The sequence below is a fragment of the Ornithinimicrobium cerasi genome, assembly GCF_003702705.1.
Taxonomy (GTDB): domain Bacteria; phylum Actinomycetota; class Actinomycetes; order Actinomycetales; family Dermatophilaceae; genus Ornithinicoccus; species Ornithinicoccus cerasi.
In genome coordinates, this window is the sequence record NZ_QZMN01000006.1 from 159,939 (window position 1) to 185,521 (window position 25,583).

The 25,583-nt window shown below is 73.9% G+C and carries 20 protein-coding genes and 1 pseudogene; 15 read left to right on the forward strand and 6 right to left on the reverse strand.

Going from position 1 to position 25,583, the window contains the following annotated elements; all coding sequences use genetic code 11:
• Positions 1-62 precede the first annotated feature (62 nt).
• The 8 genes and pseudogenes from D4B81_RS08785 to D4B81_RS19305 form a co-directional block, all read left to right on the forward strand.
• Positions 63-1,100, forward strand: a complete 1,038-nt coding sequence (locus D4B81_RS08785) for a hypothetical protein (protein WP_161965074.1) — start codon at positions 63-65, stop codon at positions 1,098-1,100.
• Positions 1,100-1,444, forward strand: a complete 345-nt coding sequence (locus D4B81_RS08790) for a hypothetical protein (RefSeq protein ID WP_122262053.1) — start codon at positions 1,100-1,102, stop codon at positions 1,442-1,444. The genes D4B81_RS08785 and D4B81_RS08790 overlap by 1 nt, the downstream gene beginning before the upstream one ends.
• Positions 1,425-2,753, forward strand: a complete 1,329-nt coding sequence (locus tag D4B81_RS08795) for a hypothetical protein (RefSeq protein WP_122262054.1) — start codon at positions 1,425-1,427, stop codon at positions 2,751-2,753. The genes D4B81_RS08790 and D4B81_RS08795 overlap by 20 nt, the downstream gene beginning before the upstream one ends.
• Positions 2,750-3,064, forward strand: a complete 315-nt coding sequence (locus D4B81_RS08800) for a hypothetical protein (RefSeq protein WP_122262055.1) — start codon at positions 2,750-2,752, stop codon at positions 3,062-3,064. The genes D4B81_RS08795 and D4B81_RS08800 overlap by 4 nt, the downstream gene beginning before the upstream one ends.
• Before the next feature lie 7 nt (positions 3,065-3,071).
• On the forward strand, positions 3,072-3,335 hold the full coding sequence (locus tag D4B81_RS08805; RefSeq protein WP_122262056.1) for a hypothetical protein: 264 nt from the start codon (positions 3,072-3,074) through the stop codon (positions 3,333-3,335).
• Entirely contained in the window at positions 3,335-5,449 is a 2,115-nt protein-coding gene (locus tag D4B81_RS08810; RefSeq protein ID WP_122262057.1) for an alpha/beta hydrolase, read from the forward strand. Before D4B81_RS08805 ends, D4B81_RS08810 begins: the two co-directional genes overlap by 1 nt.
• Positions 5,446-5,997 (forward strand): hypothetical protein, encoded by a 552-nt coding sequence (locus D4B81_RS08815; protein WP_122262058.1) that lies wholly within the window; start codon positions 5,446-5,448, stop codon positions 5,995-5,997. Before D4B81_RS08810 ends, D4B81_RS08815 begins: the two co-directional genes overlap by 4 nt.
• 73 nt (positions 5,998-6,070) lie before the next feature.
• Positions 6,071-6,268: pseudogene (locus D4B81_RS19305) on the forward strand (helix-turn-helix domain-containing protein); the annotation flags it as partial.
• A 557-nt stretch (positions 6,269-6,825) separates the two neighbouring features.
• Here D4B81_RS19305 and D4B81_RS08825 read toward each other — a convergent pair.
• The 3 genes from D4B81_RS08825 to D4B81_RS08835 form a co-directional block, all read right to left on the reverse strand.
• A complete protein-coding gene (locus tag D4B81_RS08825) occupies positions 6,826-8,358 on the reverse strand; it encodes an ATP-dependent DNA ligase (RefSeq protein WP_122262060.1) in 1,533 nt (510 codons plus the stop codon).
• A gap of 22 nt (positions 8,359-8,380) precedes the next feature.
• Positions 8,381-10,213 (reverse strand): cell wall-binding repeat-containing protein, encoded by a 1,833-nt coding sequence (locus tag D4B81_RS08830; protein ID WP_122262061.1) that lies wholly within the window; start codon positions 10,211-10,213, stop codon positions 8,381-8,383.
• Between the two features lie 107 nt (positions 10,214-10,320).
• Entirely contained in the window at positions 10,321-11,112 is a 792-nt protein-coding gene (locus tag D4B81_RS08835) for an alpha/beta fold hydrolase (RefSeq protein ID WP_122262062.1), read from the reverse strand.
• A 113-nt stretch (positions 11,113-11,225) separates the two neighbouring features.
• On the opposite strand from D4B81_RS08835, the gene D4B81_RS08840 reads away from it, so the two are divergent.
• The 3 genes from D4B81_RS08840 to D4B81_RS08850 are packed head-to-tail and all read left to right on the forward strand — an operon-like array spanning position 11,226 to position 14,085.
• Positions 11,226-12,608 (forward strand): histidine kinase, encoded by a 1,383-nt coding sequence (locus D4B81_RS08840; protein WP_122262063.1) that lies wholly within the window; start codon positions 11,226-11,228, stop codon positions 12,606-12,608.
• Entirely contained in the window at positions 12,605-13,315 is a 711-nt protein-coding gene (locus tag D4B81_RS08845) for a response regulator transcription factor (RefSeq protein WP_122262064.1), read from the forward strand. Before D4B81_RS08840 ends, D4B81_RS08845 begins: the two co-directional genes overlap by 4 nt.
• Positions 13,312-14,085, forward strand: a complete 774-nt coding sequence (locus tag D4B81_RS08850) for a DUF4097 family beta strand repeat-containing protein (RefSeq protein ID WP_122262065.1) — start codon at positions 13,312-13,314, stop codon at positions 14,083-14,085. The genes D4B81_RS08845 and D4B81_RS08850 overlap by 4 nt, the downstream gene beginning before the upstream one ends.
• 115 nt (positions 14,086-14,200) lie before the next feature.
• Here D4B81_RS08850 and D4B81_RS08855 read toward each other — a convergent pair whose 3' ends face one another.
• Complete coding sequence (locus D4B81_RS08855) at positions 14,201-17,833, reverse strand: cell wall-binding repeat-containing protein (RefSeq protein WP_122262066.1); 3,633 nt, start codon at positions 17,831-17,833, stop codon at positions 14,201-14,203.
• 103 nt (positions 17,834-17,936) lie between these two features.
• Complete coding sequence (locus D4B81_RS08860) at positions 17,937-19,391, reverse strand: amidase (protein ID WP_122262067.1); 1,455 nt, start codon at positions 19,389-19,391, stop codon at positions 17,937-17,939.
• A 37-nt stretch (positions 19,392-19,428) separates the two neighbouring features.
• Here D4B81_RS08860 and D4B81_RS08865 point away from each other — a divergent pair, with 37 nt between their 5' ends.
• From D4B81_RS08865 to heR, 4 genes are read left to right on the forward strand one after another with little or no spacing between them, the layout of a single operon-like run.
• Positions 19,429-20,031 carry a hypothetical protein gene (locus D4B81_RS08865; RefSeq protein WP_122262068.1) on the forward strand — a complete coding sequence of 201 codons (603 nt, stop codon included), beginning with the start codon at positions 19,429-19,431 and terminating at the stop codon, positions 20,029-20,031.
• A 57-nt stretch (positions 20,032-20,088) separates the two neighbouring features.
• The gene (locus D4B81_RS08870; protein ID WP_122262069.1) at positions 20,089-21,822 is read left to right on the forward strand and encodes an ABC transporter ATP-binding protein; all 1,734 of its coding nucleotides are present in this window, start codon (positions 20,089-20,091) and stop codon (positions 21,820-21,822) included.
• Entirely contained in the window at positions 21,819-23,804 is a 1,986-nt protein-coding gene (locus D4B81_RS08875) for an ABC transporter ATP-binding protein (RefSeq protein ID WP_122262070.1), read from the forward strand. The genes D4B81_RS08870 and D4B81_RS08875 overlap by 4 nt, the downstream gene beginning before the upstream one ends.
• Before the next feature lie 37 nt (positions 23,805-23,841).
• A complete protein-coding gene (gene heR, locus D4B81_RS08880; protein ID WP_161965075.1) occupies positions 23,842-24,642 on the forward strand; it encodes a heliorhodopsin HeR in 801 nt (266 codons plus the stop codon).
• Between the two features lie 134 nt (positions 24,643-24,776).
• Here the strand turns inward: heR and D4B81_RS08885 are convergent, their stop codons facing one another.
• Entirely contained in the window at positions 24,777-25,547 is a 771-nt protein-coding gene (locus D4B81_RS08885; RefSeq protein ID WP_122262071.1) for an LmeA family phospholipid-binding protein, read from the reverse strand.
• Positions 25,548-25,583 lie beyond the last annotated feature (36 nt).

The following is a 25,583-nucleotide window of genomic DNA, read 5'->3' on the forward strand; positions in this document are numbered from 1 at the left end:
CCACGTGGTCCGCTTCCGGTTAGGGTGGACCGCCGAACGGCATTCCGGGGAGGGAAACGACCATGACTGTGCGCATCGATCCTGACGGCGTCCTCGCCATGTCGGGGGCGACGTTGGCGGTGGGCTCGACGATCGGCACGATCGGCAGCGACATCACCACCCAGATCGAGAAGGTCGACCAGTGGGTGGCGGGCGCCCCGGCGGCCCGGCGCCGGGCGGGCACGATGGCCGAGACGCTGGCCGTCCTGGCCGGCGCGGCCCGCGAGCACGCCATCCGCTACGTCGACCACGAGCGCCCCATCGAGGAGCTCCGCTCCCTGGGCTACTGGCTGCCCGACTTCGGCAGCCTCGCCTACCGCGGCGACGAGACCGTCCTGCAGAACATGGAGCGCATCGCCCGGAGCGACGAGTTCGGCGCGATCCCGCTCGGCATGTCGCAGATGCTCCTCGAGCGCTACCGCAACTTCCGCGTCCACGTCCCCCGCGTCGACGTCGCCGCCGGCCGCTCCGTCCTCACCGAGCTAGACAGCCTGCTCGCCACCGTGGACGACGTGCACAACGGGATGCCGATCGTGCGCCGCGCCAGCGGGCTCTACGTCCCCGCCCTCAGCGACGCCGACCCCCGGATGCCGCGCATCCACTCGATGATCGACGAGGCGACCTACCGGCCGGGCCACAACTTCACCACCGACCCGACGCTGGGACGCCCGCCGACCTGGGCACGGACCGGTGGCCGCGCGCTCGGCGTGGCCGGCGTCGGCCTGACGCTGTGGGACGTCGGCGCCACCCAGTGGGAGCACGACCAGCGCTACCACCCGGAGTACAGCACCGGCGAGCGCGTCGCCTCCACCACCTACTCGGTGGCGACCGAGGGCGGCGGCGCTGTCGCGGGTGGCCTCGTGGGCGCCCACTACGGCGCGATCGCCGGGAGCTTCATCCCGATCCCGGTCGTCGGCACGGTCGGAGGTGCCCTCGTCGGCGGCGCGATCGGCGCCTTCGTCGGCTCCAAGGCCGGCAAGGCCGTCGGGGAGGGCCTGCAGCAGGCCGGCAGCGCCATCGCCGACGGGGCCAAGGACGTCTGGAACGGGCTCTTCGGCTGATGGACGCTCCCGCCTACCTCTTCTCCTGGCCCCTCCTCCTCGTCAGCCTGGCCCTGGTCGCGCTCGGACTGGTCACCTGGACCGGCGCCAACCGCGCCCTCGTCCTGCGCGCCTGGCCGTCCCCGACGATGCACCTCGCCCCGCTCTACCTCGGCGTCGCCGGCCTGCTCGCCACGCTCAGCCCCCTCGCCCCCGCCTGGCTGGCCACCCTCATGCTCCTGCTCGCGCTCGCTGCCTTCGCCGTCGGCGTCGTCGCCGTCGTGTGGCTCCCCGCACTGCTCAAGCCGCGCTGGCTGCGCGACGCCCCCGCCTGGAAGGACCGGTATGACGTCCGCTCCCGTTGACCTGACCGTCCACCTCGATCCTCCGCCCGGGTGGGTGCAGGTGCCCCAGGAGCCGGACGCCGACGGCACCACCCTGCTCGTCCTCGCGCCCGGGGAGTGGTCGCAGGACTGGGGCGTGCGGCCCAACCTGGTCGTCGGACTCGGTGCACCGACCTCCGCGAGCATCCGGGCCGTGGCCACCCGCACCGCCGCCACCCTCCTCGCGGTCGACGACGGCCACCGGATCGTCGCGTGGGACCTGTGGGAGGACGACGGCGGGCGCCGCATCGTCTCCACCTACCCCGCGGGCACGGCCCTCGTCTGCGCGACGAGCTGGGTCCGCCTCGAGGGCGGGCGGCCGCTGTCGGTGACCGCGACCGTCGACGCCGACCGCTACCTGCGCGTGATGCCGCTGCTCACCGAGGCGGTCCGCAGCCTGCGGGTCCAGGGCGTCGTGGGTGGCGATCGCGTCGGCGGGACCGGGGACCTCGGACGCACCGCACCTGAGGCCGACGCGCCTGACGGGCAGCAGGACGAGACCGCCGAGCCCCGGACCGACGACTACTGGGCAGCCCACGGGGAGACCCTGGAGGACCTGGGCCGGCTGCAGCTGGCCCAGCCCTGGGAGCCGGACGGCCTGACCCTCTCGCGCGCGGCCTACGCCGCCCTGGCCGAGGCCGGGCGCGGGCTGCTCGGCGGGACCAGGGTGAGGAAGGCCGACGCCGCCGCCCTCGACGAGCTCCGCCGTGCCGGGCTGGTCGACGACGCCGGCCGCCTCACCGAGGAGGGCACGACCACGCACACCGCGCTGACCCAGGCCGACCGCCGCGTCCGCGTCGAGTCGGTCGCCGGCGGCGTCCCGGGGACCTTCGAGGCGGCCCGCCACGGCGACACCGCGCTCGTCTGGGCGACCGACCCCCCGGCCCGGCACGCGGGCCGGGACACCCTGGGCCGCGACGTCCTCGCCTCCGCCACCTGCGGGACGCTGCAGTGGATCCCGCTCATGCAGCTGCCAGCCCAGCTGGCGGCCTGGCTGCAGGTCGGCCCGGCCTGGCCGGTGGCGACCGCCCCCGCGCGGGTGCCGCACGACCTCGTGGCTGCCCGCGCCGACGACCCGGCCACGGCGCCCCCGCCCGACGCCGACGACCACCTGCGCTCCGTGTGGGCGGAGCCGTGGTTCACCTGGACGCTGACCACCGACACCGGGCACGCCCTCGCCGGCGTCCACGCCGGCCGCCACGGCCACCTGCGGCTGGGCGAGGACGACCTGCTCCAGGCCTACCCCTCGGAGCCGCTCTTCGGTGCCCTCGTGGGGGTGAGCCTGCTGTGACCACGCCCGAGGAGAAGCGAGCCCGCGCCCGACTGCTGCGCGAGGTCGCGACCACCATCAGCACCAAGGCCTGGCAGCTCGACGACGACCTCGACACCCTGCTGCGCCGCTACCCCCACCGCACCGACGGCGTCTGGTGGGGCCCGGCCGCGACCGAGTTCTACGACGCTGCCAAGGACGTGCGGACCGACGTGCGGGCCCTGCGCGCAGACGTGCTCGGCTACGCCGGCGACTGCCGCGCCCGGGCCTCCACCCTCGAGGACCTCGCCGACGCGCAGGAGGCCGAGCTGCGCGAGCGCGAGGCAGGCTGAGGCGGGTATGCCGCACGTTGACATCGCCGCGACGCGCGCCGCCGCCCGGGGGCTGGCGGGGACGGCCGCCGCGCTGCCGGGGGAGGCGGCGGGGGCCGGGGTGTCCGGGGCAGCGGCCGAGCTCGACGGCTCGGTCACCCAGCACGTGCTGCACGACCTCGACGGCCTGGTCTCGCTGCGGCTGCTCGACCTCGGCGCCGAGCTGGAGGCGATGGCGGCCGGTATGACCGAGCTCGCCGACAACACGGCCCGCGCGACCGGGGAGCGCTGATGTCGGCGCCCGTCGTCACCGCCTGGATGCGCCAGGACGGCAGCGACGTGCGCCGGCTGGGCGAGGAGCTGGCGTCGTTGGCCACCACCCTGGACCGCAGCGAGCGGGAGCTGGCCACGACGCTGGGCGCGGCCGCCACCGCCCTCGGCTGGGAGGGCACGATGACCGGGCGCGCGGACGCTGCGAGCGTGCCGACCGGCTCGCTCACCGGCCGGTTCGCCGACGCCTGCCGGGCGGCGGGCGCGGCCCTGCAGACCCTGGCCGCCACGATGAGCTGGCGCGGCCCGGTGGTGGTGCAGCTGCTGGCGGAGCAGGAGGCGCTGCTCGCCGACCCGCCGCGGATGACGGTCCGCGACGACCTGGGCGGGGAGGTCCGGGTCGTCGACCACGCCGCTCGCACCAGGCTCCTCGACGACCTCCACTCCCGGCTGCGGGAGCACATCGACGCCCTCGCCCAGAAGGACCGCGCCTGCCGCGACGCGCTCGCCCACGTGGTCGAGGACCTGGGGCGCCTGGTGCCCCCCGGCACCAGCCCCGGCTTCCTGCGCTCGCTTGCCCCGTCCGGGGCCTACGGCCTCTTCCAGGACACCGGCGTCGTCGACACCGACGCGGAGGAGGCCCTGGCCCGGCGGATCCGGCCCGGCACCCCGGCGCAGGAAGTGCGTCGGCTCATCGCCGAGGTCCCCGTGGGGCGGCTGGACGAGTTCCTCGCCCGGCACCCGCACGTCGCCGCCGTGCTGGCGGAGGACTGGGACCACGCGACCGGGGAGGACCCGCTACTCGACGCCCTGCTCGAGGCGGTGGGGCCGCCCGGTGAGCACGGGCCGCAGGTCTCCTCGGTCGGGGCCGTCCGCCGCGCCTGGCTGCAGCTGACGGCCGAGGAACGGGCCAGGCTGCGGCTCCTCTACCCGACCCTCGTGGGCAGCACCGACGGCATCGCGATCGAGGACCGGGTGCTGGCCAACCGGGCGCTCGTCCGGCACGCTCTGCTGCGGGAGCTGGCGGTCGAGCACCGGCTGAACAGCGGCCCCACGACGGCCGAGCTGACCCGTCAGGAGGGCGCGCGCTACGAGGACGCGACCGGGAGCGCCCTCGGCGCCTTCGGCCACTGGCTCGCCCGCCAGTTCCTCGCCAGCGACGCCGGCCTCTTCGTGCACGACGCGCCGGGCGTCGACCCGGACCGCGAGCTGGCGGAGTCACGGGCCCGCATCGACCTCTACCGCTCGCTCCTCCTCGACGCTCCGCCCGCCCCCCGCCTCGGCGACACCTCCGGCATCCCCGCGCACCTGCGCCTCCTCCTCGTCTTCGACCCCCGAGGCGACGGGAGGTATGCCGAGTGGCACGGGCGCGTGGACGCGCCCAACGTGGGGATCCTCGTCCCCGGGACCTACAGCGAGATGGCCAGCATCCAGGACTACTCGACCGAGGCCGCACGGATCGCCCGTGACCACGCCGCGACGACCGCCACGGTGTCCTGGCTGGGCACCGATCTGCCCAGCTCGATCGTCAGCGACGCGTCTCGGCGCTCGTTCTCGGAGTCCGGCGGCACGCACCTCCTGCGCTTCGTCGAGGGCCTCGGCCTCGCGCCGGAGCGGGACGTCTCACTCGTCGGGCACTCCGCCGGCGGCGCCGTGGTGGGGTATGCCGACGTGCTCGGCGTGGACGTCGACCGGGTGCTGCACGTCGCCTCCGCCGGGACCGGTCTCGGGTTGAGCGCCGGCCTGGACTACCGGTCCACGACGTGGGACGGGGACGCCCGGGAGGTGGTGCGCTACACCCAGACCGCCCCGGGCGACCCGATCGCGGTGTCGCAGGACTCGGGTTGGCTCACCGACGGCACCCCCCTGGGGCACGGGTGGGGGCACGAGGACACGTTCGCCGACTGGGTGGTGCTGGACACCGGCCGGACGGAGGACGGCCAGCAGATCGCCGGGGGCACGCAGGCCCACACCCAGGTCTTCAGCCCGGGCTCGACCGCCTGGGACAACGTCGTCGGCGTGATCACCGGTGGCCAGGTGACGCCGTACGACCCGGAGTGGCACTGGTGGCACGGCCGGCGCAGCCCGTACCACGACTCCGCCTATCCTGGGACGCCCACCGTGGAGGTGCCATGACCATCGCCCCGTTCCGTGCGGTCGTGCTCGCGTGCACCCTCGTCCTCGCAGGGTGCAGCCAGCAGACCACGACGCCGGCAGACCCCGCCGCCACCACGTCGTCCACCGACCCCGCCGCCACCACCACCCAGGAGGGCGCACCCGCCATGCCGACCTACACCTCCCAGGACGAGGCGTTGTCCGACGCGCGGACACGCGCGGTCGAGCTGCGCGACGAGCTGGCCGCTGCGCTCACCCCCACCGACCCGGTGGAGGCGGAGCGCAGCGCCACCGACGGTCGGGCCTCCTGCACCCTGGGCGGCCCCGGCCCACGCCGGTGGGACGCGGGGGCGGGGTTCCACGCCGAGGAGCCGCAGGAGCAGGTCGCCCGGGAGGTGACCAGGCTGGAGGCCGACGGGTGGCAGCGGGTCGGCGCCGCCGCGGAGACCTCGGTGACGCTGGGCCGCGACGGCTGGTCGGTCACCCTGGGCTGGGTCGAGGACGCACCCGGTGTCACCGTCTCCGTCGGGTCACCCTGCTACGACGAGGACGGCACCCCGGCCGGCTGACCCGGCCCGACCCTGTCCACAGGCGCGGTGCCCGCTCCGGCGCCGCCGGGTCGGTCTGTGGCTGACTGGCTACGTGCAGATCGTCCACGAGGAGCTGGTCGGCCCCAGCGCGGCCTCCGTCCTGAGAGCCGCACGGCGCCAGGCCCGGATGACCCAGCGTCGGGCAGCCCAGGTGTGCGGGGTCCCGCAGAGCGTCATCTCGGCCTACGAACGGGGACGGCGCGACCCCTCCATCGGGACGCTCCGACGTCTCCTCGATCCGCTCGGCTTCGACGTGAACCTCACCCTGGTCCGGCGCGTCGGTGCCACCAACCAGCTCTGCCGGAGGCGGAGTTCATCCCGGCCCTCTCGGCGCTCGTCGGGGTGGACCCGGGCTATTACTTCCATCTCGACATCGCCTACCCGCTGAGGACCGGCGGCATGCTGCTGCCCCGACCTCCGTCCCTCGAGCTGACCTGATGACCGTTCCCTGCGCCCCGACCTTCTCCCCCTCAGCACCTCGTCCCCCTCAGCGCCTCGTCCCCCAGACCGTGTCCCCCTCAGCACCTCGTCCCGCACCTCGTCCTCCGCACCTCGTCCACCTCGGGCGCGAGGTCCCGACCGGTGAGGGGTGGGGGGTGGGCCGAATATCGCGGATCGTCGATCAGACCCGTGATCGACGATCCGCGATCTTCGGTCTGACCCCTGCCTTCCTCGCCGCCGGCTGTCTCACAATTTCCTGAGATAGGACTAGATATGGCGATCGTGCCGCCCACGCGTCGTGGAGGCCCGCCACGTGCAGGTGCGTCCGGTGCGTCCAGGGCGTCAGGGCGTCAGGGCGTCGGGGCGTCAGGTGCGGAGCATGGTCAGCGTGTCCGCCTCGTCGGGCCCCTTGTCGTCGCGGTAACGCAGCACCCGTGCGAAGCGGAGCGCGATGCCGCCGGGGTAGCGCCGCGAGGTCTGCACCCCGTCATAGGCGATCTCGACCACCTGCTCCGGTCGCACGGTCACCACGATGCCGTCGCGCCCGGTCTCCATCGCCAGGAAGCGCTCGGTCTGCCACTGCAGGATCGCGTCGGTCATGCCCTTGAAGGTCTTGCCGACCATGACCAGCTCGCCCGTCTCCGGGTCCCGGGCGGCCAGGTGGATGTTGGAGAGCCAGCCGCTGCGCCGGCCGCTGCCCCACTCGACCCCGGTGACGACGAGGTCGGCGGTGCGGCGCGGCTTGACCTTGACCCAGCCGGCTCCGCGCCGCCCGGCGGCGTAGGGAGCCGTCGGGTCCTTGACGATCACGCCCTCGTGACCGGCGTCGAGCACCTTCCGCGAGAACGCCTCCGCCTCGGCCGGGTCCGCGGTGACCACCCGCTCGACGGTCAGGGCCGGGGCGAGGGCGTCGAGGGCCGCCCAGCGCGTGGTGGCCGGTTCGTCGACGAGGTCGGTCCCGTCCAGGTGGAGCAGGTCGAAGAGGTAGGTCGTCACGGGCGTCGTGCGCGCGAGCTCCGCCGGGTCGAGGCTCGAGGCGGTGCGCGCGCCGGTGACCTGGAACGCCTCGGGCCGGCCGTCGGGCCGCAGCGCGATGACCTCCCCGTCGAGCACCGCCCTCGTGGCCGGGAGGGCCAGCAGGGCATCGACCACCTCCGGCAGCCGGTCGGTGATCTCCTCCAGGCTGCGGGTGAACAGCCGCACCGGGGGCGTGACGTCACGGTCCAGGTGCGCCTGCAGCCGGATGCCGTCGAGCTTGGCGTCCACGGCCACCTCCCGCGTCCCGTCGACCGCCGAGCCCACGTCGGGCGCCGACCCCGCGAGCATCGGGCGCAGCGGACGCCCCACCTCGAGCCGCACCGCCTCCAGCGCCCCCTCCCCCTCCAGCAGCGCCGCCGACGCGACCGGTCCCGGGAAGCCCGCGAGCATGACCGCGCGCCGCACCAGGGGCTCGGGCACCTCGGCCGCCTGCGCCACGGCCGGCAGCAGCACCCCGTCCGAGGCCCCCTGCCGCAGCTCGCCCGTGATCAGCCCCACCAGCCAGCGCTGCTCCTCGGCGGTGGCGCGTCCGAACAGGTCCCGTACCGCCCCCGCCCGCACGGCGGCCGACCCGGCCCCGGCGACCGAGCGCAGCCGGGTCAGCGCGTCGTCGACCTCGAGCACCCCCAGGCTCGGCTGCTCCGCCGGGTCAGGCAGCGCCCGCAGCCCGCGCCACCCGACCCCGACCGTGCGCTGCGGCAGCGTCCCGGCGAGGTAGTCGGCGACCACCTCGACGAGACGGGCGGGATCGGCATACCCCGCCGCCTCGCGCAGGGTGGCGGCGAGGAGGGCGACCTTGACGGTGCGCGCCCGGGTCGCGGCGACGGCGGCGGAGGTCTCGATCACCCGGGCGAGCTGCATAGCGGTCAGTGTGCCGCAGCGCTCACCGTCCGTCAGGCAGGAGCGCCTCCCGGCTCAGCATCGGTGCGAGGTCGGGGATACCGGCCTCGTCGAGCACCGGACCCAGCACCGTGCCGTCCTCGGTGACGACGACGTCCGAGGGGCTGGCCGCGGTCCCCGCCGGGGTGACCCGCCCGCGCCGGTAGACGAGATCGCCGTCGTTCATCCCCGGGACGAGCTCGGAGACCGTCACGAACGTGTAGCCCTGCGCCTTGAGGTCGGCGATGATGCCGGGCGCCGCGAGGACGGTGTTGTTGTGGATGTCGTGCATGAGCACGATCGAGCCGTTGGTCGTCGCCCCGACCACCCGGGCGCGGGTCGTGGCGGGGCTCGGCGGCCCGTCCCAGTCACGCGGGTCGACGTCCCAGAGGATGAGCGGGAAGCCCAGCCGGCGGGTGTTGGCGTCGTAGGCGCCGTAGGGCGGGCGGAGCAGCTGCGTGTCCGGGATCCCGTGCTGGTTGAGCTCGTTGTCGGTGCGCACCGTCTGCGTCTGCTGGGCCGAGAGCGTCAGCGTGCGCAGGTCGGGATGGTTCCACGTGTGGTTGGCCACCTCGTGGCCCTCGACGTAGGTGCGCCGCGCGTGCGCCGGGTAGACGTCGACCTGCGCGCCGACGAGGAAGAAGGTCGCCGGCACCCGCTGCTGGGCCAGGGTGTTGAGCAGGGTCGGTGTGGGGGTGGACGGCCCGTCGTCGTAGGTCAGCGCCACGCACTTCGTCACCGCGCAGTTGACCGCCTGGCGGGCCGCCAGGGACGCACCGCGCACCGTCGAGTCGCACAGCGCCACGGTGCCGCCGAGCGCGACGAGCTGCCCCGGGTAGCGCTGCCGCAGGAACCCCGCGGTCGCGGTGCGGACCCGGTCGCACGGGCCGCTCGTCAGCACCACAGGACCGTCGGTGAGCATCCCGGACGCCACCGCGTCGACGAAGTTGAGCCCGTCCCCGCGGGCCAGGTAGACCCGGGTCGACCGGCTCGGGTAGGCGTGGCGGGCGATCGCCGCCGCCGTCGCGTAGCGGTCGGCGCCGGCCAGCCGCGACGTCGTCCGGCCCGCGGCGGCCTGCGCCAGCACCGCATCGGGCACCGCCACCGAGCCGCCCAGCGCGATGACCCGGGTGGCCCCGGTCGCGGCGACGGCGTCGATCGTCACCTGCGGGACCGACGACCCGTTGGAGGAAGTGAGGAGGATCGGACCGTCCCGCAGCATGCCGCCGACCACGGCGTCGGGCGTGATCGCCCCGCTGGTCAGGTATGCCGTCCCGGCGCCGCCGGGGAAGGCCCGGGCCGCGATGAGGGCGGCCGTGTCCTGGCGGGTGGCGCCACCGATGCGCTGCGTCGGCCGACCGGCCGCGGCGTCGGCGAGGACCGCGTCGCACACGGCCAGCGTGCCGCCGAGGGCCACCACGGCGTCCGGGTCGAGCCGCTCGATCTCGGTGCGCACCACCGTGGGCAGCGCCCCGCACGACGGGCGGGTCAGCAGCACCGGACCGTCGGTCAGCGTCCCGGCCGCGAGCGCGTCGGCGAAGGTGTCGCCGCGGGTCAGGTAGACGACCCGGGCGGCGGCCGGGTCGGCGTAGCGGTGCCGCGAGATGGCGACGGCGGACCCGTAGCGGTCGGAGCCGGCCAGCCGGGACCACGGCGGTCCGGAGATCGTGGCCTGCACGAGCGTCGCGGAGGCCACCCGGTCCGCCGTGACCGGCGTCGCCGACGACGCAGCGCTCACCGAGGCGGCCACGGTCGCCGTCGGCGGCGGCACGGCCGCGGTGGACAGCGCCGCGGCGACCGCGGCGACGACGACGACAAAGCCCCTGCGCAGCCCCATGAGGCTGACGTTCCCCCGCCCCGCTCAGGGTGTCAAGAGGAGCGCGGCGCGCCGCGTCGGAGGCGACCGGTCGGCCGGGCGGTCCGTCCCGGCGACGAGCGCCCGGGTCAGCGCAGCGGCACCGAGGCGAGGAACTCCTCGACGCGGGTCGCCAGCCTGATGGGCGTCTCGAACATCGGGTAGTGACCCGCGTTGGCGAGGACCTCCAGCTCGCTGTCCGGGAAGAGCGCGCACCAGGTGGCGCGCACGCCCTCCTCGGTGACGGCCGGGTCGTGCTCACCGACCACGGCCAGGGCCGGGACGGCGCCGACCGGCACCTCGGCCGAGTGGTCGGTGTCGGCCCAGGCGAAGAAGTACGCCTCGAACGCCTCCTGGTCGCTGCGCGCACGACTGTGCCGGACGACCTCGTCGATCCAGCGCGCCGACAGCCGCTTGCCGGTCGTGATGTCGATGATCGCCTCACGGGAGGCGTCGTCGGCCGCCGCCGACTCGAAGAGCTGGCGGCCCTCGTCGTCGAACGGTGACCCGGCCGCCGGGGTGGGGGCGATGCCGACCAGCGCCTCGACCCGGTCGGGGGCCAGCGCCAGGACGCGCTGGACCGCCGAGCCGCCCATCGAGTGGCCGATCAGCGAGAAGCGCTCGACGCCGAGGTCGTCCGCCAGCTCGAGCACGTCCGCGGCGATCTGGTCGATGGTGTAGGGCCCGCCCGAGCCGCGGCGCTCGCCATACCCGCGGTAGTCGAGGAACGCGTAGCGGAACCGCTCGGGGTCGAGCGCGTCCACGAACCCCTGCCCCCAGCCGGAGGACGACCCGAACCAGCCGTGCAGGCAGATGACGGTCCGGGGCCCGTGTCCGAGCTCGTGGGCGGTGTCGACCGAGGTGTCATCGTTGACGATCATGGGTCCCACGCTAGGGGGTCGACGGACGGCGTCCCACGCGGGGGTTATCCCCACCGCGGGTCGGGTGACCGCACCCTGTGCCGGGTGCCTCGGCATCACTACCGTGGGGTGACATGACCACCTTTGCCGCGCTCATGGACGGTCCTCGCGACCTCGGTCCCGGCTCGGGCCCCCCGCCCCTGCCGGGACCGTCCACGTCCACGCTGCCGCCCACCACCGCACCGCACCGGCGGCGCAGCCTGGTCTCGGCATGGACCGCGAACTGGTGGGCCGTCGCGCTGCGCGGGCTCGACCTCTTCGTCTCGATCGCCGGCCTGGTGCTGATGGGCCTGGCGATCGGCGGCTTCTTCTCGCTCACGGCTGCGGGGACCGGCGTCCTGATCCTCACCCCGGCGCTGTGGGGGGCGTGGGCGCTCGGCCGGGGGCAGCGACACCTGCTCCTGGCCTTCACCGGCGTCGACATCGGGACGCCGGTGCCGAGCGCCGCCCCCCAGTGGCGCCGGGTCCTGGGCCTCGACCAGCCCCGCCTGCGGGCCATCGGCTGGGCCGCGCTCCAGGGCCTGTGGGGGGTGCTCGCGAGCGCGGTCGTGCTCTTCCTGCTCACCCTCTCGCTGCTCCTGCTCGCCGCGCCCCTCCTCGGGCGCTGGGCCGAGGACGGCCTGCAGATCCTGTGGTTCGCCCGCCCCAGCGGCACCCTGGGCCACCTCCTCGTCTCCCTCATCGGGCTCGTGCTGCTCCTCGCCCTCCCCTTCCTGGCCCGGGGCGCCGCCAACGTCGACATCGCGCTGGCCCGCTGGCTCGTCGGCTCCGACCCGCAGGCCGAGCTGCGCGTGATGAGCGAGCGGGTCGAGACGCTGACCACCACCCGCACCGAGGCGGTCGACTCGGTGGAGGCCGAGCGCCGGCGCATCGAGCGCGACCTGCACGACGGCCCGCAGCAGCGGCTCGTCTCGATCGCGATGACCCTCGGCCTGGCGCGCACCCAGCTCGACAGCGACCCCGAGGGCGCCCGCGCGCTGCTCGACGAGGCGCACTCGGCGAGCAAGGAGGCGATCGTGGAGATGCGGCAGGTCGCCCGGGGCATCGTGCCGCCGATCCTGGCCGACCGCGGGCTGGACGCCGCCGTCTCCGCCCTCGCCGCCCGCAGCCCCGTGCCGGTCGAGGTGACCAGCCGGCTGCAGCAGCGGCTCGAGCCCACGGTCGAGGCGATCGCCTACTTCTGCATCTCCGAGGCGCTGACCAACGTCGCCAAGCACGCCGGCGCGAGCAGGGTCACCGTCGACCTCGGGCTGGCCCGCACCCTCGCCGGCGACCAGCTGGCGGTCCGCGTCGTCGACGACGGCCGGGGCGGGGCCGTCGTCGGCGCCGGCACCGGCCTCACCGGGCTGCGCCAGCGGGTCGCCTCCGTCGACGGCGACGTCCACGTGCACTCCCCGGTCGGCGGCGGGACCACCGTCGCGATCACCCTTCCCCTGCGGACCCGGAGCACCTCATGAGCGCCAGCACGCGGCATACCCCAGGAGCACGGGAGGGGGAGGCGCCGTTGCGGGTGATCCTCGCCGAGGACTCGGTCCTGCTGCGCGAGGGCCTGGTGCGGCTGCTGCAGGCGGCCGACCTCGAGGTCGTCGACGCCTGCCCCGACGCGGAGACGTTCCTGGCCAGCGTGCGCGAGCACCGGCCCGACCTCGTCGTGGTCGACGTGCGGATGCCCCCGACCTTCACCTCCGAGGGGATCCAGGCGGCGCTCGTCGTGCGCTCGGAGCTGCCCGACGTCGCGGTGCTGGTGCTCAGCCAGTACGTCGAGGAGCGCTACGCCACCGAGCTGCTGGCCGGGCGGGCGCGCGGGGTGGGCTACCTGCTCAAGGACCGGGTGGCCGACACCGGCGAGTTCATCGACGCGCTGCGCACGGTGGCCGGCGGCGGGACCGCGCTCGACCCCGAGGTCGTCTCGCAGCTGATGTCGCGGGCGCGCAACGCCGACCCGCTCGCCCGGCTCACCCCGCGCGAGCACGACGTGCTGCGGCTGATGGCGCAGGGGCGCAGCAACAGCGCGATCAGCCGCGAGCTGTACATCGGCGAGGGGGCCGTGGAGAAGAACGTCTCCTCGATCTTCCTCAAGCTGGACCTGGCGCCGACGGGTGACGACCACCGGCGGGTGCTCGCCGTGCTGCAGTGGATGGAGCACGGGGGTGAGCTGCGATGAGCACCGTCGCGCCGCCGCAGGACACGATGCCCGGCCGCCCGGCACCGCCCGTCCCGCCCCGTCGAGGGGGGTATGGCGTGCTCCGTGCCGTCGGCGTCGGCGTCACCGGGCTGCTCGTGCTGGGCGGGGTGATGTCCACGGCGCCGGAGATGGTGCGGCGCAGCGCGGAGGTCGAGAGGGCCTGGCCGGCGGGGACGACGGAGCTGCAGATCGAGGGCCACGTCGGTCAGGTGCTGGTCCGCGAGGGGACCGGGCTGGACCCGGTCATCGTGCTGGAGAAGACCTGGTCCTTCCGCGAGCCGGAGCTGCGGATGTCGACCGTCGACGGCGTCACCCGCCTTGCCCTGGACTGCCCTGTCGGGCCGGCGGTGCGCTGCGCGGGCGACTGGTCGGTCGTGGTGCCGGCCGGGGAGGAGGTCGCGGTCACCGTGGACTCCTCGACGGGCGACGTGGAGCTGGACGGGGTGAGCGGCGACGTCACGGTGACGAGCGCGGTCGGTGACGTCCGGCTGACGGGGTCGCCCGGCACGGCGGACCTGCGGTCCTCGGTCGGCACGGTGACGGCCCTGCTCACCGAGCCGCCGGACCTGCTGCAGGTCGAGAGCAGCGTCGGTGACATCGACGTGACGCTGCCGCCGGACTACGCCTACGCGGTGCGCACCGACGCCGACCTTCCCGAGGTGATCACCGACGTCCGTCAGGACAGCGGCTCGTCGTACGTCGTCGACGTGCGCTCCGGCATCGGCACCATCCGCATCGACGACGAGTGACCGACAGCGCGTGAACGACGGGGCGTGAACGACGGCGGGTGAACGGCCGCGCCGCCCGCACACCGGGTGGTGTGCGGGCGGCGCGGGTCGTGCGAGGAGGTTCCCTGCTACCCGGTCACGGGTAGACGATGCCCTCCATCGACTCCTGGACGGCCAGCGACAGCGCGCCGTAGCCACCCACGATGGTGATCTCCTGGATGCGCAGCTGGGTGATCTGGTTGAGCACCGGGCCGGGGACACCCTGCGGACGGCTGAGGAGCACCGGGCTGTTGTACTTCGCCGCGACCGGGCCGGCGGCCAGGGCGTCGGGGAAGTTGACGCCGGTGGCCAGCAGCGCGTGGTCGACCGGGGCGTCGTAGAACTCCGCCGCGATCGCCGCCGAGGTGCCGTAGCGGTCGTTGCCCGCGACCCGGACGACGTCGCCGGCGTAGGGCCGGACCGCGTCCATCGTGGCCCTCGAGATCGCCAGCTCGCCACCGACCACGACCACGAGGTCGGGGTTCAGCCGGTCGAGCTGCTGCGCGACCGCACCGGGCAGGCCACCCGGCCGGGTGAGCAGCACCGGGGCGCCCTCCATGCCGGCGACGGCCGAGGCCGACACCGCGTCCGGGTAGTCCAGGCCGTTGGCGAGGAAGACCACGTTCAGGCCCGCGGGGTACTCGGCGGCGACGGCTGCCGAGGTCTGGTAGCGGTCAGCACCCTGGATGCGGTCCACGGTGCCGGCATACCCCTCGAGCATCGTCTCGATGGTCGAGCTCACCGCGGTGGTGCCGCCCAGGATGACGATGCGCTGGGGCTTGAGCATCTGCAGCGCCATCCGGGTGGGTGCCGGGACACCGTTGGGGTGGGTGAGCAGGATGGGGGCGCCGTCGGCACCGGCCATCGCGCCACCGGACAGCGCGTCGGGGAAGGCCGCCCCGGAGGCGATGTAGACGGTCTCCACACCCTCCGGGAAGTTCTCCACGGCCAGCTCGGACGCCGTGGCGTACCGGTCCTGACCGATCGCGCGGTTGATCGTCGGACGGTCGACCAGACCGGAGCCCGACCAGGCCACGTCGAAGGACGGGCTGGTCCAGGTCTCGACGCCCGGGGTGCGGTCGTCGTTCCAGGCGCTGGCCTTGGTCACGTCGATCTCGAGGATGTACGAGCCGCTGGGCACCCGCACGCGGGCACCGTTCCACTGCTCGACCATGCCGTCCCAGGTGTAGACGCTGATCCCGTTGCGGCTGGCGTTGCGGGCCAGGTAGTCCTCGGCCCGGACGACCCCGAGGGACTCGCCCTTGGTGCCGTCGGCGGTGGCCGCGAAGACCTCCCAGACCATGGACCGGGCCTGCGTCTCGAAGTGGATCGCCACGCTGGGGACGTCGCCGGCGTCCATGGTGTAGACGTTGCCCTCCCCGACGTAGGTCCACGAGCCGGCCGGGTCGACGCAGTCGTTGCCGAGGAACCGGCCACAGGTGGTCAGCTCCAGCAGCGCGGGCAGCTCGCGGGTGACGTTGCCGTCGACGTCGACCTGGTCCGCGAGGACCTCGACGTCCTGCAGGTCGTAGGAGGCGCCGCCGTAGGCGAGGGCGTACTCCGACTCGTCCGCACCGGTGAACCACACGTAGCCGCCGAAGAACGGCTCACGCCCGTCGTCCGGGTCGGGACCCGGGGAGGTGATGGACACCGTGACGGTGGTGCTGCCGCCGGCCGGGACCTCGACCGAGGTGGGCGCCTCGACGACGGCGTCCGCGTACCAGTAGTACCAGTCGTTCGGCGTGCCGTAGGTGCCCAGCGCCGACTCGGTGGAGACGGCGTAGGTCATCGCCTCGTCGGAGGAGTTGGTCAGCGTGACCTCGTGCGTCGAGGTGGTGCCCGAGCGCTGCTGACCGAGCTGGAGCATGCCCGGCTCGATGGTCAGGTCGGCCAGGATGGACCGGTCGATCTGGATCATGCCGGCGCCCTGACGGTGCACGACCTCCATGCCGGCCGCCGGCGAGACCGACAGCGGCAGCTGGACGGCCGAGTTCTGCAGGCGGACGCGGACGTCCTGGACCGACAGGCTCGGGTCGGCCTCGAGCATGAGCGCCGCGGCGCCCGCGACGTGCGGGGCAGCCATCGAGGTACCGGACAGGGTGGCGTAGGGACGGATCTCCAGCGGGTAGGTCGAGTAGATCGACCCGCCCGGTGCGGAGACGTCCGGCTTGACCCGGAGGTCGGCCGTCGCCCCGAAGGAGCTGAAGTCGCTCATCAGGCCACCGCTGGGGTTGGGCGCGTTGGTCAGCTCGTCCGTCCAGGTGATGGTCGTGCTGCCGTCCGCGACCGCGTCGGCTGCCAGCCGGGTGCCGTCCTGGATCAGGACCTCGACCACCGGGATGGTGATCGGCGTGGCACCGGCGACTGTCGCGCCGATGAAGCCCGCGGTGTTGTTGTAGAGGAGCACCCCGGCCGCACCGGCGGCCTGCGCGTTGACGGCCTTGTCGTGGAACGCGCAGGTGCCGCGCTGCACGAGGACCCAGTTGCCGGCCACCAGGGCCTGCTGCTCCGCGGTGTAGGGGGTGCAGCCCTGGGCCGCGGTGGTCCCGGCCAGGTCGAGCGCGACGACGGTCGCGGTGCCCGAGACCGGCGGGGCCGGCGAGCCGGCGACGGTGTTGTAGGGCACCGGGGTCCCGGCCTCGTCGAGGAAGGAGGAGGACAGGACCGACACGTTGTCGACCGAGCCGACGCCGATGGTGTCCTCACCGGCACCGGGGGCACCGGCGGACTGGAGACCGCTGGCGCCGGAGTTGCCGATGGAGGCGACCACCACGACACCCTCGCGGGCGAGCGCGTCGGTCGCGCGGGAGGTCGGGTACTCCTTCCAGGCGGTGAAGGCCGAGCCGATGGAGAGGTTGACGACGTCCATGCCGTCGGCCAGCGAGCGCTCCATCGCGTGCAGCATGATGTCGGACTCGGTCGAGCCCTCGCAGCCGAAGACGCGGTAGCCGCCGAACGTGACGCCCGGGGCGACCCCGGTGACCTCGCCGCTGGCACCGACGATGCCGGCCACGTGCGTGCCGTGCCCGTTGCAGTCGTCCGGGTTGGCGTCGGGCAGGGGCTTGGGCTGGTATGCCGGGTCGCTCGGGTCGGAGTTGTAGGAGTCGCCGACGAAGTCGTAGCCCCTGGTGACGCGGGCCGACGGGAAGGCCGTCGTGCCCGGGCTGCCGGTGCCGCCGAGGTCCGGGTGGTCCAGGTCGATGCCGGTGTCGATGATGCCGACCCGCACGCCCGCACCGGTGTAGCCGAGCTCGCTCTGGACGATGTCGGCACCGGTCATCTGGATCGCGGTGTAGAGCTCGGGGTTGGCGTCCTCGGGGCGCTCCGGCACCTCGACGAGCCCGATCGGGAAGATCGCCTCGACGGTGTCGGAGGCGGCGAGCGCGGCCAGGTCGGCCTTGTCGGCCGCGACCGACACGCCGTTCCACAGGGTGCCGAACTCACGCCGCACCTCCACGTCGACGCCCGCCTCGGCGGCGTCGGCGAGGAACGCGTTGCGCTCGGCGCGGACGGCGGTCAGCGACCCGCCGTCGGCCACGGCCGGAGCGCTCAGCTGGACGAAGTACGCCCCCGGAGCCGTCTCCACGTCCGTCAGGACGCCGTTCTGGATCTTGCTCTCCGGGGCTGGTGAGCCCTCGATGCGACCGTCGTCCGCGGTGGCGACGACGGGGACCAGCAGGGCCCCTGTCATCGAGACCGCGGCGACGCCCGCGAGAGCGCGCCGGGACATGGTCCCCTGTCGTACAGATTTCACGCGATGATCTCCCTTGATGCCCGCAGCGTGGACCGGACGGCCCACGGCCTTCTCGACCCTAGGCGTTCTTCGCGCGAAGTCAGATCACAGGACGATAACGATCGAGAATTCTCGCGACACGCAGCAGGTTGACGTCGCGTCCGGGTGCCGCCACGAGCTGCACCCCCACCGGGACCTCTCCGCCCCCGGGCGCGACGGCATACCCGGCGGGCAGGGAGACCGAGGGGCACCCGGTCGCGGAGACGACCGAGCAGGAGCGCATCCACTCCACGTAGGAGCCCATCGAGCGGCCCGCGACCTCGGTGGGCCAGCGCTGCCAGACCGGGAACGGGAGCACCTGGGAGGTCGGCAGGAGGAGCAGGTCGTGGTCGGCGAACCACCCGCGGACCGCAGCGTCGAGCCGGCCCCGGGCAAGCGTGGCGGCGACGACGTCGGCACCGGTGAGGGCCAGCCCGCGGTCGACGTTCCACACGACGTCGGCCTTGACGGTGCCGTCGTCCCGGTGACCCTGGATGGTGGGCCCGAGCGCGAGAGCCATGTCCAGGGCGCGCTGCACGTCGAAGACGCGGTCGGCCCCGGACAGGTCCGGGCAGGACTCCTCCACCTGCGCGCCCAGCGCGACGAGCCGGCCGGCGGCACGGTCGACCGCTGCGGCGATCCCGGGCTCGAGGGGCAGGTCGAGGCCGAGGTCGGTGCTCGTCCCCACCCGCAGCCCCCGCAGGTCATCGGCGACCCGCTCGGCGAGGAGGGAGGAGAAGGCGGCCGCGTCGGCGGGGCAGGGCAGCGGCACGCGCGGGTCGGGGCCCGCCGTGGCGGCCAGCATGAGGATCACGTCGTCGACGGTGCGGGCCATCGGGCCGGCGACGGCCAGCCAGGCGCGGGGGTTCTGGTTCGGGCCGGACGGGACCACGCCGGCGCTCGGGCGCAGGCCGACGACCCCGCAGAAGGAGGCGGGGTTGCGCAGGCTGCCGCCCATGTCGGAGCCGTCCGCCAGGCTCTGGATCCCGGCCGCCAGGGCCGCCGCCCCGCCGCCGGTCGAGCCGCCGGCGCTGAGGCGGGGGTCGTGCGGGTTGCGGGTGGCGCCGAAGACCTCGTTGACGGTGTGGCTGCCGGCGGCGAACTCGGGCACGTTGTTCTTGCCGGTGCTCACCACGCCCGCCGCGCGCAGCCGCCCCACGACGATCTCGTCGTGCGTGGGGACGTGGTCGCGCAGCAGCGGGCTGCCCATCGTGGTGCGGATGCCCCGGGTGGCGTGGGTGTCCTTGTGGGTCATCGGTATGCCGTGCAGCAGCGGGAGCGGTTCCCCCGCCCGGGAGGCGCGCACCGCCCGCTCGTCCGCCGCCGCGGCACCCTCCCGGGCCCGGTCCTCGGCGAGGGTGACGACGGCGTTGATCTCGGGGTCGACCTCGCCGATCCGGTCGAGGTGCTGCTCGAGGGCCTCGCGGGCGGAGAGCTCCCGGGTGCGCAGGAGGCGGGCGAGCTCGACGGCCGAGGGGGTCCCCGGGGCGGCGAGAAGAGGTGAGCGGGACGGCATACCCCCACTATCGACCGGTTCACGGTTGACTGAGCGCATGACTGACACGGACCGGGTGCTGGAGACGTTGGAGCGGGAGCTGGCGTTCGTGGGGGAGCGCCGGCCGGACCCCGGGGTGGAGGACCGGGCGTGCCGCCGGGCGGGCGAGGTGCTGCACGACCTGTGGCGCAGGGGTGAGCTGGTGGGGGCGACGCCGCAGGAGGCCTACCGGGTGCGCTGCGACGGGCGGACCGGGACCGAGGCCGACCGGGCCGCCGGCCGCCTCGTGATGGAGGTGGCGCTGGCCGTCGGGGAGCCGGGCGTCCTGGAGGAGCGGACGCTCGTGCTCGAGACGACCGCCAGCCGCCCGCCCACCGTCCTTCCGCGGCAGCGCGGCCTCGCGGAGGCCACGTCGCTGGCGCGGCCCCGGCTGGCCTTCGTGCGCCGCGCGAACCTCGCGCCCCTCGTCTCGCGACGGGCCGAGGAGACCGAGCGCTCGCTGGGGGAGCTCTTCGAGCAGGCGGCCGCGGCCAACGCGGTCCTCCTCCTCGAGGAGGCCCACGTGCTGCTCACCGGCCCGACGCAGCACCGGCTGCGGATGGATCGGGTGCTGGAGCGCCTCTCCGCGCGGACGCACGTGCCCTACGTGCTGACGTCCTGACGTCCTCGTCGGCGAAAACTGGACGCGCGCCCCAGGTGAGGGTGGCACGATCGGCAGGTGCTCACCCGACTGCTGCGCCGGCACCTCCGGCCCTACCTCGGCCTGGTCGTCGTCGTGCTGGTGCTCCAGCTGGTCGCCGCGGTCGCCAGCCTCTACCTGCCCAGCCTCAACGCCGACATCATCGACGACGGGGTGGCCAAGGGTGACACGGCGCTGATCTGGCGGCTCGGGGCGGTCATGCTCGCCGTCAGCGCGCTGCAGGCCGTGGCCCAGATCGTCGCCACCTGGGCCGCCGCGCGCACCGCGATGGGCCTGGGCCGCGACGTCCGCGCCGCCGTCTTCGACCGGGTGCTGACCTTCTCCGCCCGCGAGATGGGGCAGTTCGGGGCGCCGACGCTCATCACCCGCAGCACCAACGACGTGCAGCAGGTGCAGCAGCTGACCTTCATGGCGCTGATCATGCTCGTCGCCGCCCCCATCACCGGCGTCGGCGGCGTCATCATGGCGGTCCGCGAGGACGTCGGGCTGTGGCCGCTCATCGCGGTGGCCGTGGTCGCGCTGCTGCTCGGGATGGGGCTGGTCATCCGGCGGATGGTGCCGCTGTTCCGGGCCCAGCAGACCCAGCTCGACGCGGTCAACCGGGTCCTGCGCGAGCAGATCACCGGTGTCCGCGTCGTCCGCGCCTTCACCCGCGAGCGCGAGGAGACGCAGCGCTTCCGCGAGACCAACACCGAGCTGACCGGCATCGGGCTCAAGGTCGGCGACCTCATGGCCCTGCTCTTCCCGATGGTCATGCTCGTGATGAACCTCTCCAGCGTGGGCGTCATCTGGTTCGGCGCGCAGCGGGTCGAGGCGGGGCAGATGGAGGTCGGGTCGCTCACCGCCTACATCAGCTACCTCATCCAGATCCTGATGGCGATCATGATGGCCACGATGGTGGCGACGATGATCCCGCGGGCCTCCGTCTCGGCCGAGCGGATCCAGGCGGTGCTCGGCACGGAGTCCAGCGTCGGCCCGCCCGCCACCCCGACGGACGCCGGGGTGGCGCGGGGGCGGGTGGAGCTGCGCGGCGCGGCGTTCACCTACCCGGGGGCGGAGACGCCGGTGCTGCGCGACGTCAGCTTCACGGCGGTGCCGGGCGCGACGACGGCGATCGTCGGCGGCACCGGGTCCGGCAAGACGACCCTGCTGCGCCTCCTGCCGCGGCTGGCGGACGTGACCGACGGGGCGGTGCTCGTCGACGGGACCGACGTGCGCGACCTCGCGCCGCAGGACCTGTGGTCGCGGGTCGGCATCGTGCCGCAGCGCCCCTACCTCTTCTCCGGCACCGTCGCCACCAACCTGCGCCTGGGCCGCCCCGACGCCGGCGACGACGAGCTGTGGGAGGCGCTGCGGGTCGCCCAGGCCGACGACTTCGTCCGCGGCTTCCCCGAGGGCCTGGACCACCCGGTCGCCCAGGGCGGCACCAACGTCTCCGGCGGTCAGCGGCAGCGGCTGTGCATCGCCCGCGCCCTGGTCGCCCGGCCCCGGATCTACCTCTTCGACGACTCCTTCTCGGCGCTCGACCTCGCCACCGACGCCCGGTTGCGGTCCGCGCTGCGGCCGGTGACGCGAGAGGCGACGGTGATCGTCGTCGCCCAGCGCATCTCGACGATCGTCGACGCCGACCAGATCGTCGTTCTCGACGAGGGCCGGGTGGTCGGCACCGGCACCCACGCGGAGCTGCTGCGCAGCTGTCCGGAGTATGCCGAGATCGCCAGCTCCCAGGAGTACGTGGAGGTGACGGCGTGAGCACCCGGGAGGAGGAGCCGAGGGCCGCCGAGCGACCGGCCGTGCCGCGCGGGCCCCGGGGCGGCGGGCCGCACGGCTTCGGTCAGCCCGTGGAGAAGCCCTCCGACTTCCGGGGGTCGGCGACGCGACTGCTGAGGCGACTGGCGCCATACCGGATGATCGTCGCCACCTCGATGGCGCTCACGGTCGCGGCCGTGATCCTGTCCACCCTGGGCCCGCGCGTGCTCGGGCGGGCCACCGACCACATCTTCGCGGGCTTCCTCGGTGCGCGCTTCCCGGCGGGCGCGAGCGTCGAGGAGGTCGTCGCCGGGCTGCGGGCGCAGGGCCAGGACACGTTCGCGGACATGGTGGCGGGCACCCCCTACCTCGTGCCCGGACAGGGCATCGACCTCGGCGCGGTGGGGATGACCATCCTCCAGGTGATCGGCCTGTATGCCGCCTCCGCCCTCCTCTTCTGGGTGTCCGTGCGGCTGGTGAACCGGGTGTCGATGTGGACCGTGCGCGACCTGCGCGCCGAGGCGGAGGACCAGCTGCACCGGCTGCCGCTGGCCTACTTCGACGGGCAGCCGCGCGGCGAGACGCTCTCGCGGGTGACCAACGACCTGGACAACCTGCAGCAGACGCTGCAGCAGACGTTCGGGCAGCTGCTGAACTCCCTCGTCACGGTGGTCGCGATCCTGGCGATGATGCTGTGGATCAGCCCGGTGCTCACGCTCATCGCGCTGGCCACCATCCCGGTCTCGGTGCTGGTGACGATCCTCATCGCCTCGCGCTCGCAGAAGCTGTTCAAGGCCCAGTGGGCGCACACCGGGACGCTCAACGGGCAGATCGAGGAGGCGTTCACCGGGCACGAGCTGGTGACGGTCTTCGGCCAGCGGGGGCAGGCGTCGGCGCGGATGCGGGAGATCAACGAGAAGCTCTACGACGTCACCTGGCGGGCGCAGTTCATGAGCGGCGTGATCATGCCGGCGATGTTCCTCATCGGCAACCTCGGCTACGTCCTCGTGGCGGTCGTCGGCGGGCTGCGGGTGGCGACGGGGACGCTGTCCCTGGGCAGCGTGCAGGCGTTCATCCAGTACTCCCGGCAGTTCACCCAGCCGGTGACCCAGGTCGCCTCGATGGCGAACCTGCTGCAGTCGGGCGTCGCGTCCGCCGAGCGCGCGTTCGTGCTGCTCGACGCCGAGCAGCAGCGGCCCGACCCGGTCGACGCGGAGCCGCTGGGTGCGAGCGGGGCGGGCCGGATCGAGTTCGAGGACGTCACCTTCTCCTACGGCGCGGAGCCGCTGATCGAGGGTCTCTCGCTGGTGGCCGAGCCGGGGCAGACCGTGGCGATCGTCGGTCCGACGGGCGCCGGGAAGACGACGCTGGTCAACCTCATCCTGCGGTTCTACGAGCTGGACGGCGGGCGGATCACGCTCGACGGCCGGGACGTCACGACCATGACGCGCGAGGACCTGCGCTCCCGGGTCGGGATGGTGCTGCAGGACACCTGGCTGTTCGAGGGGTCGATCGCGGACAACATCGCCTACGGGCGGCCGGGCGCGACGGCGGCGGACGTGCGGGCCGCGGCGGAGGCGGCCTACGTCGACCGCTTCGTGCACCACCTGCCCGACGGCTACGACTCGGTCCTCGACGACGAGGGGTCGACGGTGTCGGCCGGGGAGAAGCAGCTCATCACGATCGCGCGGGCGTTCGTGGCGCAGCCCTCGCTGCTGATCCTCGACGAGGCGACGTCGTCGGTGGACACCCGGACCGAGCTGCTGGTCCAGGAGGCGATGGCGCGGCTGCGCGCCGACCGGACCTCCTTCGTCATCGCCCACCGGCTCTCGACGATCCGGGACGCCGACCTCATCCTGGTGATGGAGGAGGGTCGCATCGTCGAGCAGGGCACGCACGCCGAGCTGGTGGCACGCGACGGGGCCTACCGCCGGCTGCACGACGCGCAGTTCAGCGGCGCGGCCGTGCAGGTGGACGCGGACTAGGCTGAGGGGACACGCAGGGCGAGGGACGGACAGCACCATGGGCAGCACCGGGACAGGGTCGACGACGTCGACCACCAGGGCCGACGAGAGCCGGTATGCCGGGCTGCGGCGCTACAACGTCGTCGCGGCGGTGGTGCACGCGGCGCAGGCGGTGGCCGTCGTCGTGCTGGCGACCGACTTCACCCTGCCGATGACCGCGAGCTACCTCGCGGGCCCGCCCGGCAGCCCGCCCGGGGAGGCGGTGACCCTCTGGGACGTCCCGATCCCGTTGGCCATCGCCACGTTCCTCGCGCTGTCCGCGCTGTTCCACGTCGTCGTCGCGTCGCCGCCGTTCTTCGACCGGTACCGACGGGGGCTGGCCCAGGGGCACAACTACTTCCGCTGGGTGGAGTACTCCCTGTCCAGCTCGCTGATGATCGTCATCATCGCCCAGCTGGTCGGCATCTCCGACGTGGTGGCCCTGCTGGGCCTGTTCGGCGTCAACGCCTCGATGATCCTCTTCGGGTGGCTGCAGGAGAAGTACCACCAGCCCGGTGACGGCGGGTGGCTGCCGTTCGTGTTCGGCTGCCTCGCGGGCGCCGTGCCGTGGGTGGGGATCGTTCTGTACACGATCGCCCCGGGCTCGACGAGCGGCGCGGAGCCGCCGGGCTTCGTCTACGGCATCATCGTCTCGCTGTTCCTCTTCTTCAACGTCTTCGCGCTGGTGCAGTGGCTGCAGTACCGCCCGGTCGGCCGCTTCCGCGACTACCTCCTCGGCGAGCGGCTCTACATCACCCTCAGCCTGGTCGCGAAGTCGGCCCTCGCCTGGCAGATCTTCGGCGGCACCCTCGCCACCTGAGGGCCGGTCCGCGAGCCACCGGCCACAGGCACGGCACGAATGCACGGGTTGTGCGCCCGGACCTGCGCTCGCCACGTGCACAACCCATGCATTCGTGGCACCGTGCGGCGGCCAGGTGCGCAACCAGTACCGCGCTAGGAGGTACTCCCCTCGACCAGGATCACGTCATCACCCTCGAGGTCGGCGCGGAACCCGTCGTCCCGGACGTCGACCTCCAGCAGCACCAGACCCTCGGGCAGACCCTCGATGGCGTGCTCGATGGTGACGAACCGACGCACCACCGAGGCCGTGGCGCGCGACAGGACGCCGGGACCCCCCAGGTCGATGGACTGCGGCTCGACGACCAGGAGGCCGTCCTCGACCTCCACCGTGCCGGTCGCCGCGACGGTCAGGTCCCGCCCCAGGACCTCCACCGTCCGCACGACCAGCGCCTGACCGTCCGCGGCCGCCCGTACCTCGGAGTCCCCGCCCAGCTCGGCCGCGATGTCGTCGAACGGCACCGTGGCCTGCACCTCCAGGCGGTCGGCCACGAGCCCGTCCGGTCCTGACCGCACCCCCTGACCGGTAGCCCGCACGTCGGTCAGCGTGGAGTCGGGCAGCACGAGGGTGCCGGCGTCCAGCCCCAGGTCGGCGATCCAGACCTCCTCCGGCGTGAGGTCGGCCGGCGGGGTCGCCGAGCCGCGCGTCGTGACCGCGCCGGGCGTCGTGACAGAACCGGGCGTCGTGACAGAACCGGGCGTGGTGACCGAGCCGGGGGGCCGCCCGGACCCCGGCTCCCCGGCGGAAGGGCCGTCCGACCCCGCCGGCACGGTCATCGTCCACCACACCACCGCCAGGACCCCTACCTGCACCAGCGCCAGGGCCAGCGCACCGATCAACCAGTCCCGGGGCCGTGATCGCGTCATCGGGCCAGTCTGCGGGATGTCCACCACAACTCACAG

Coding starts and splice junctions, on each gene's coding strand:
- D4B81_RS08785 (WP_161965074.1), top strand. CDS start 63: ATGACTGTGCGCATCGATCCTGACGGCGTCCTCGCCATGTCGGGGGCG.
- D4B81_RS08790 (WP_122262053.1), top strand. CDS start 1,100: ATGGACGCTCCCGCCTACCTCTTCTCCTGGCCCCTCCTCCTCGTCAGC.
- D4B81_RS08795 (WP_122262054.1), top strand. CDS start 1,425: ATGACGTCCGCTCCCGTTGACCTGACCGTCCACCTCGATCCTCCGCCC.
- D4B81_RS08805 (WP_122262056.1), top strand. CDS start 3,072: ATGCCGCACGTTGACATCGCCGCGACGCGCGCCGCCGCCCGGGGGCTG.
- D4B81_RS08810 (WP_122262057.1), top strand. CDS start 3,335: ATGTCGGCGCCCGTCGTCACCGCCTGGATGCGCCAGGACGGCAGCGAC.
- D4B81_RS08815 (WP_122262058.1), top strand. CDS start 5,446: ATGACCATCGCCCCGTTCCGTGCGGTCGTGCTCGCGTGCACCCTCGTC.
- D4B81_RS08825 (WP_122262060.1), bottom strand. CDS start 8,358: ATGCAGCTCGCCCGGGTGATCGAGACCTCCGCCGCCGTCGCCGCGACC.
- D4B81_RS08830 (WP_122262061.1), bottom strand. CDS start 10,213: ATGGGGCTGCGCAGGGGCTTTGTCGTCGTCGTCGCCGCGGTCGCCGCG.
- D4B81_RS08835 (WP_122262062.1), bottom strand. CDS start 11,112: ATGATCGTCAACGATGACACCTCGGTCGACACCGCCCACGAGCTCGGA.
- D4B81_RS08840 (WP_122262063.1), top strand. CDS start 11,226: ATGACCACCTTTGCCGCGCTCATGGACGGTCCTCGCGACCTCGGTCCC.
- D4B81_RS08845 (WP_122262064.1), top strand. CDS start 12,605: ATGAGCGCCAGCACGCGGCATACCCCAGGAGCACGGGAGGGGGAGGCG.
- D4B81_RS08850 (WP_122262065.1), top strand. CDS start 13,312: ATGAGCACCGTCGCGCCGCCGCAGGACACGATGCCCGGCCGCCCGGCA.
- D4B81_RS08855 (WP_122262066.1), bottom strand. CDS start 17,833: ATGTCCCGGCGCGCTCTCGCGGGCGTCGCCGCGGTCTCGATGACAGGG.
- D4B81_RS08860 (WP_122262067.1), bottom strand. CDS start 19,391: ATGCCGTCCCGCTCACCTCTTCTCGCCGCCCCGGGGACCCCCTCGGCC.
- D4B81_RS08865 (WP_122262068.1), top strand. CDS start 19,429: ATGACTGACACGGACCGGGTGCTGGAGACGTTGGAGCGGGAGCTGGCG.
- heR (WP_161965075.1), top strand. CDS start 23,842: ATGGGCAGCACCGGGACAGGGTCGACGACGTCGACCACCAGGGCCGAC.
- D4B81_RS08885 (WP_122262071.1), bottom strand. CDS start 25,547: ATGACGCGATCACGGCCCCGGGACTGGTTGATCGGTGCGCTGGCCCTG.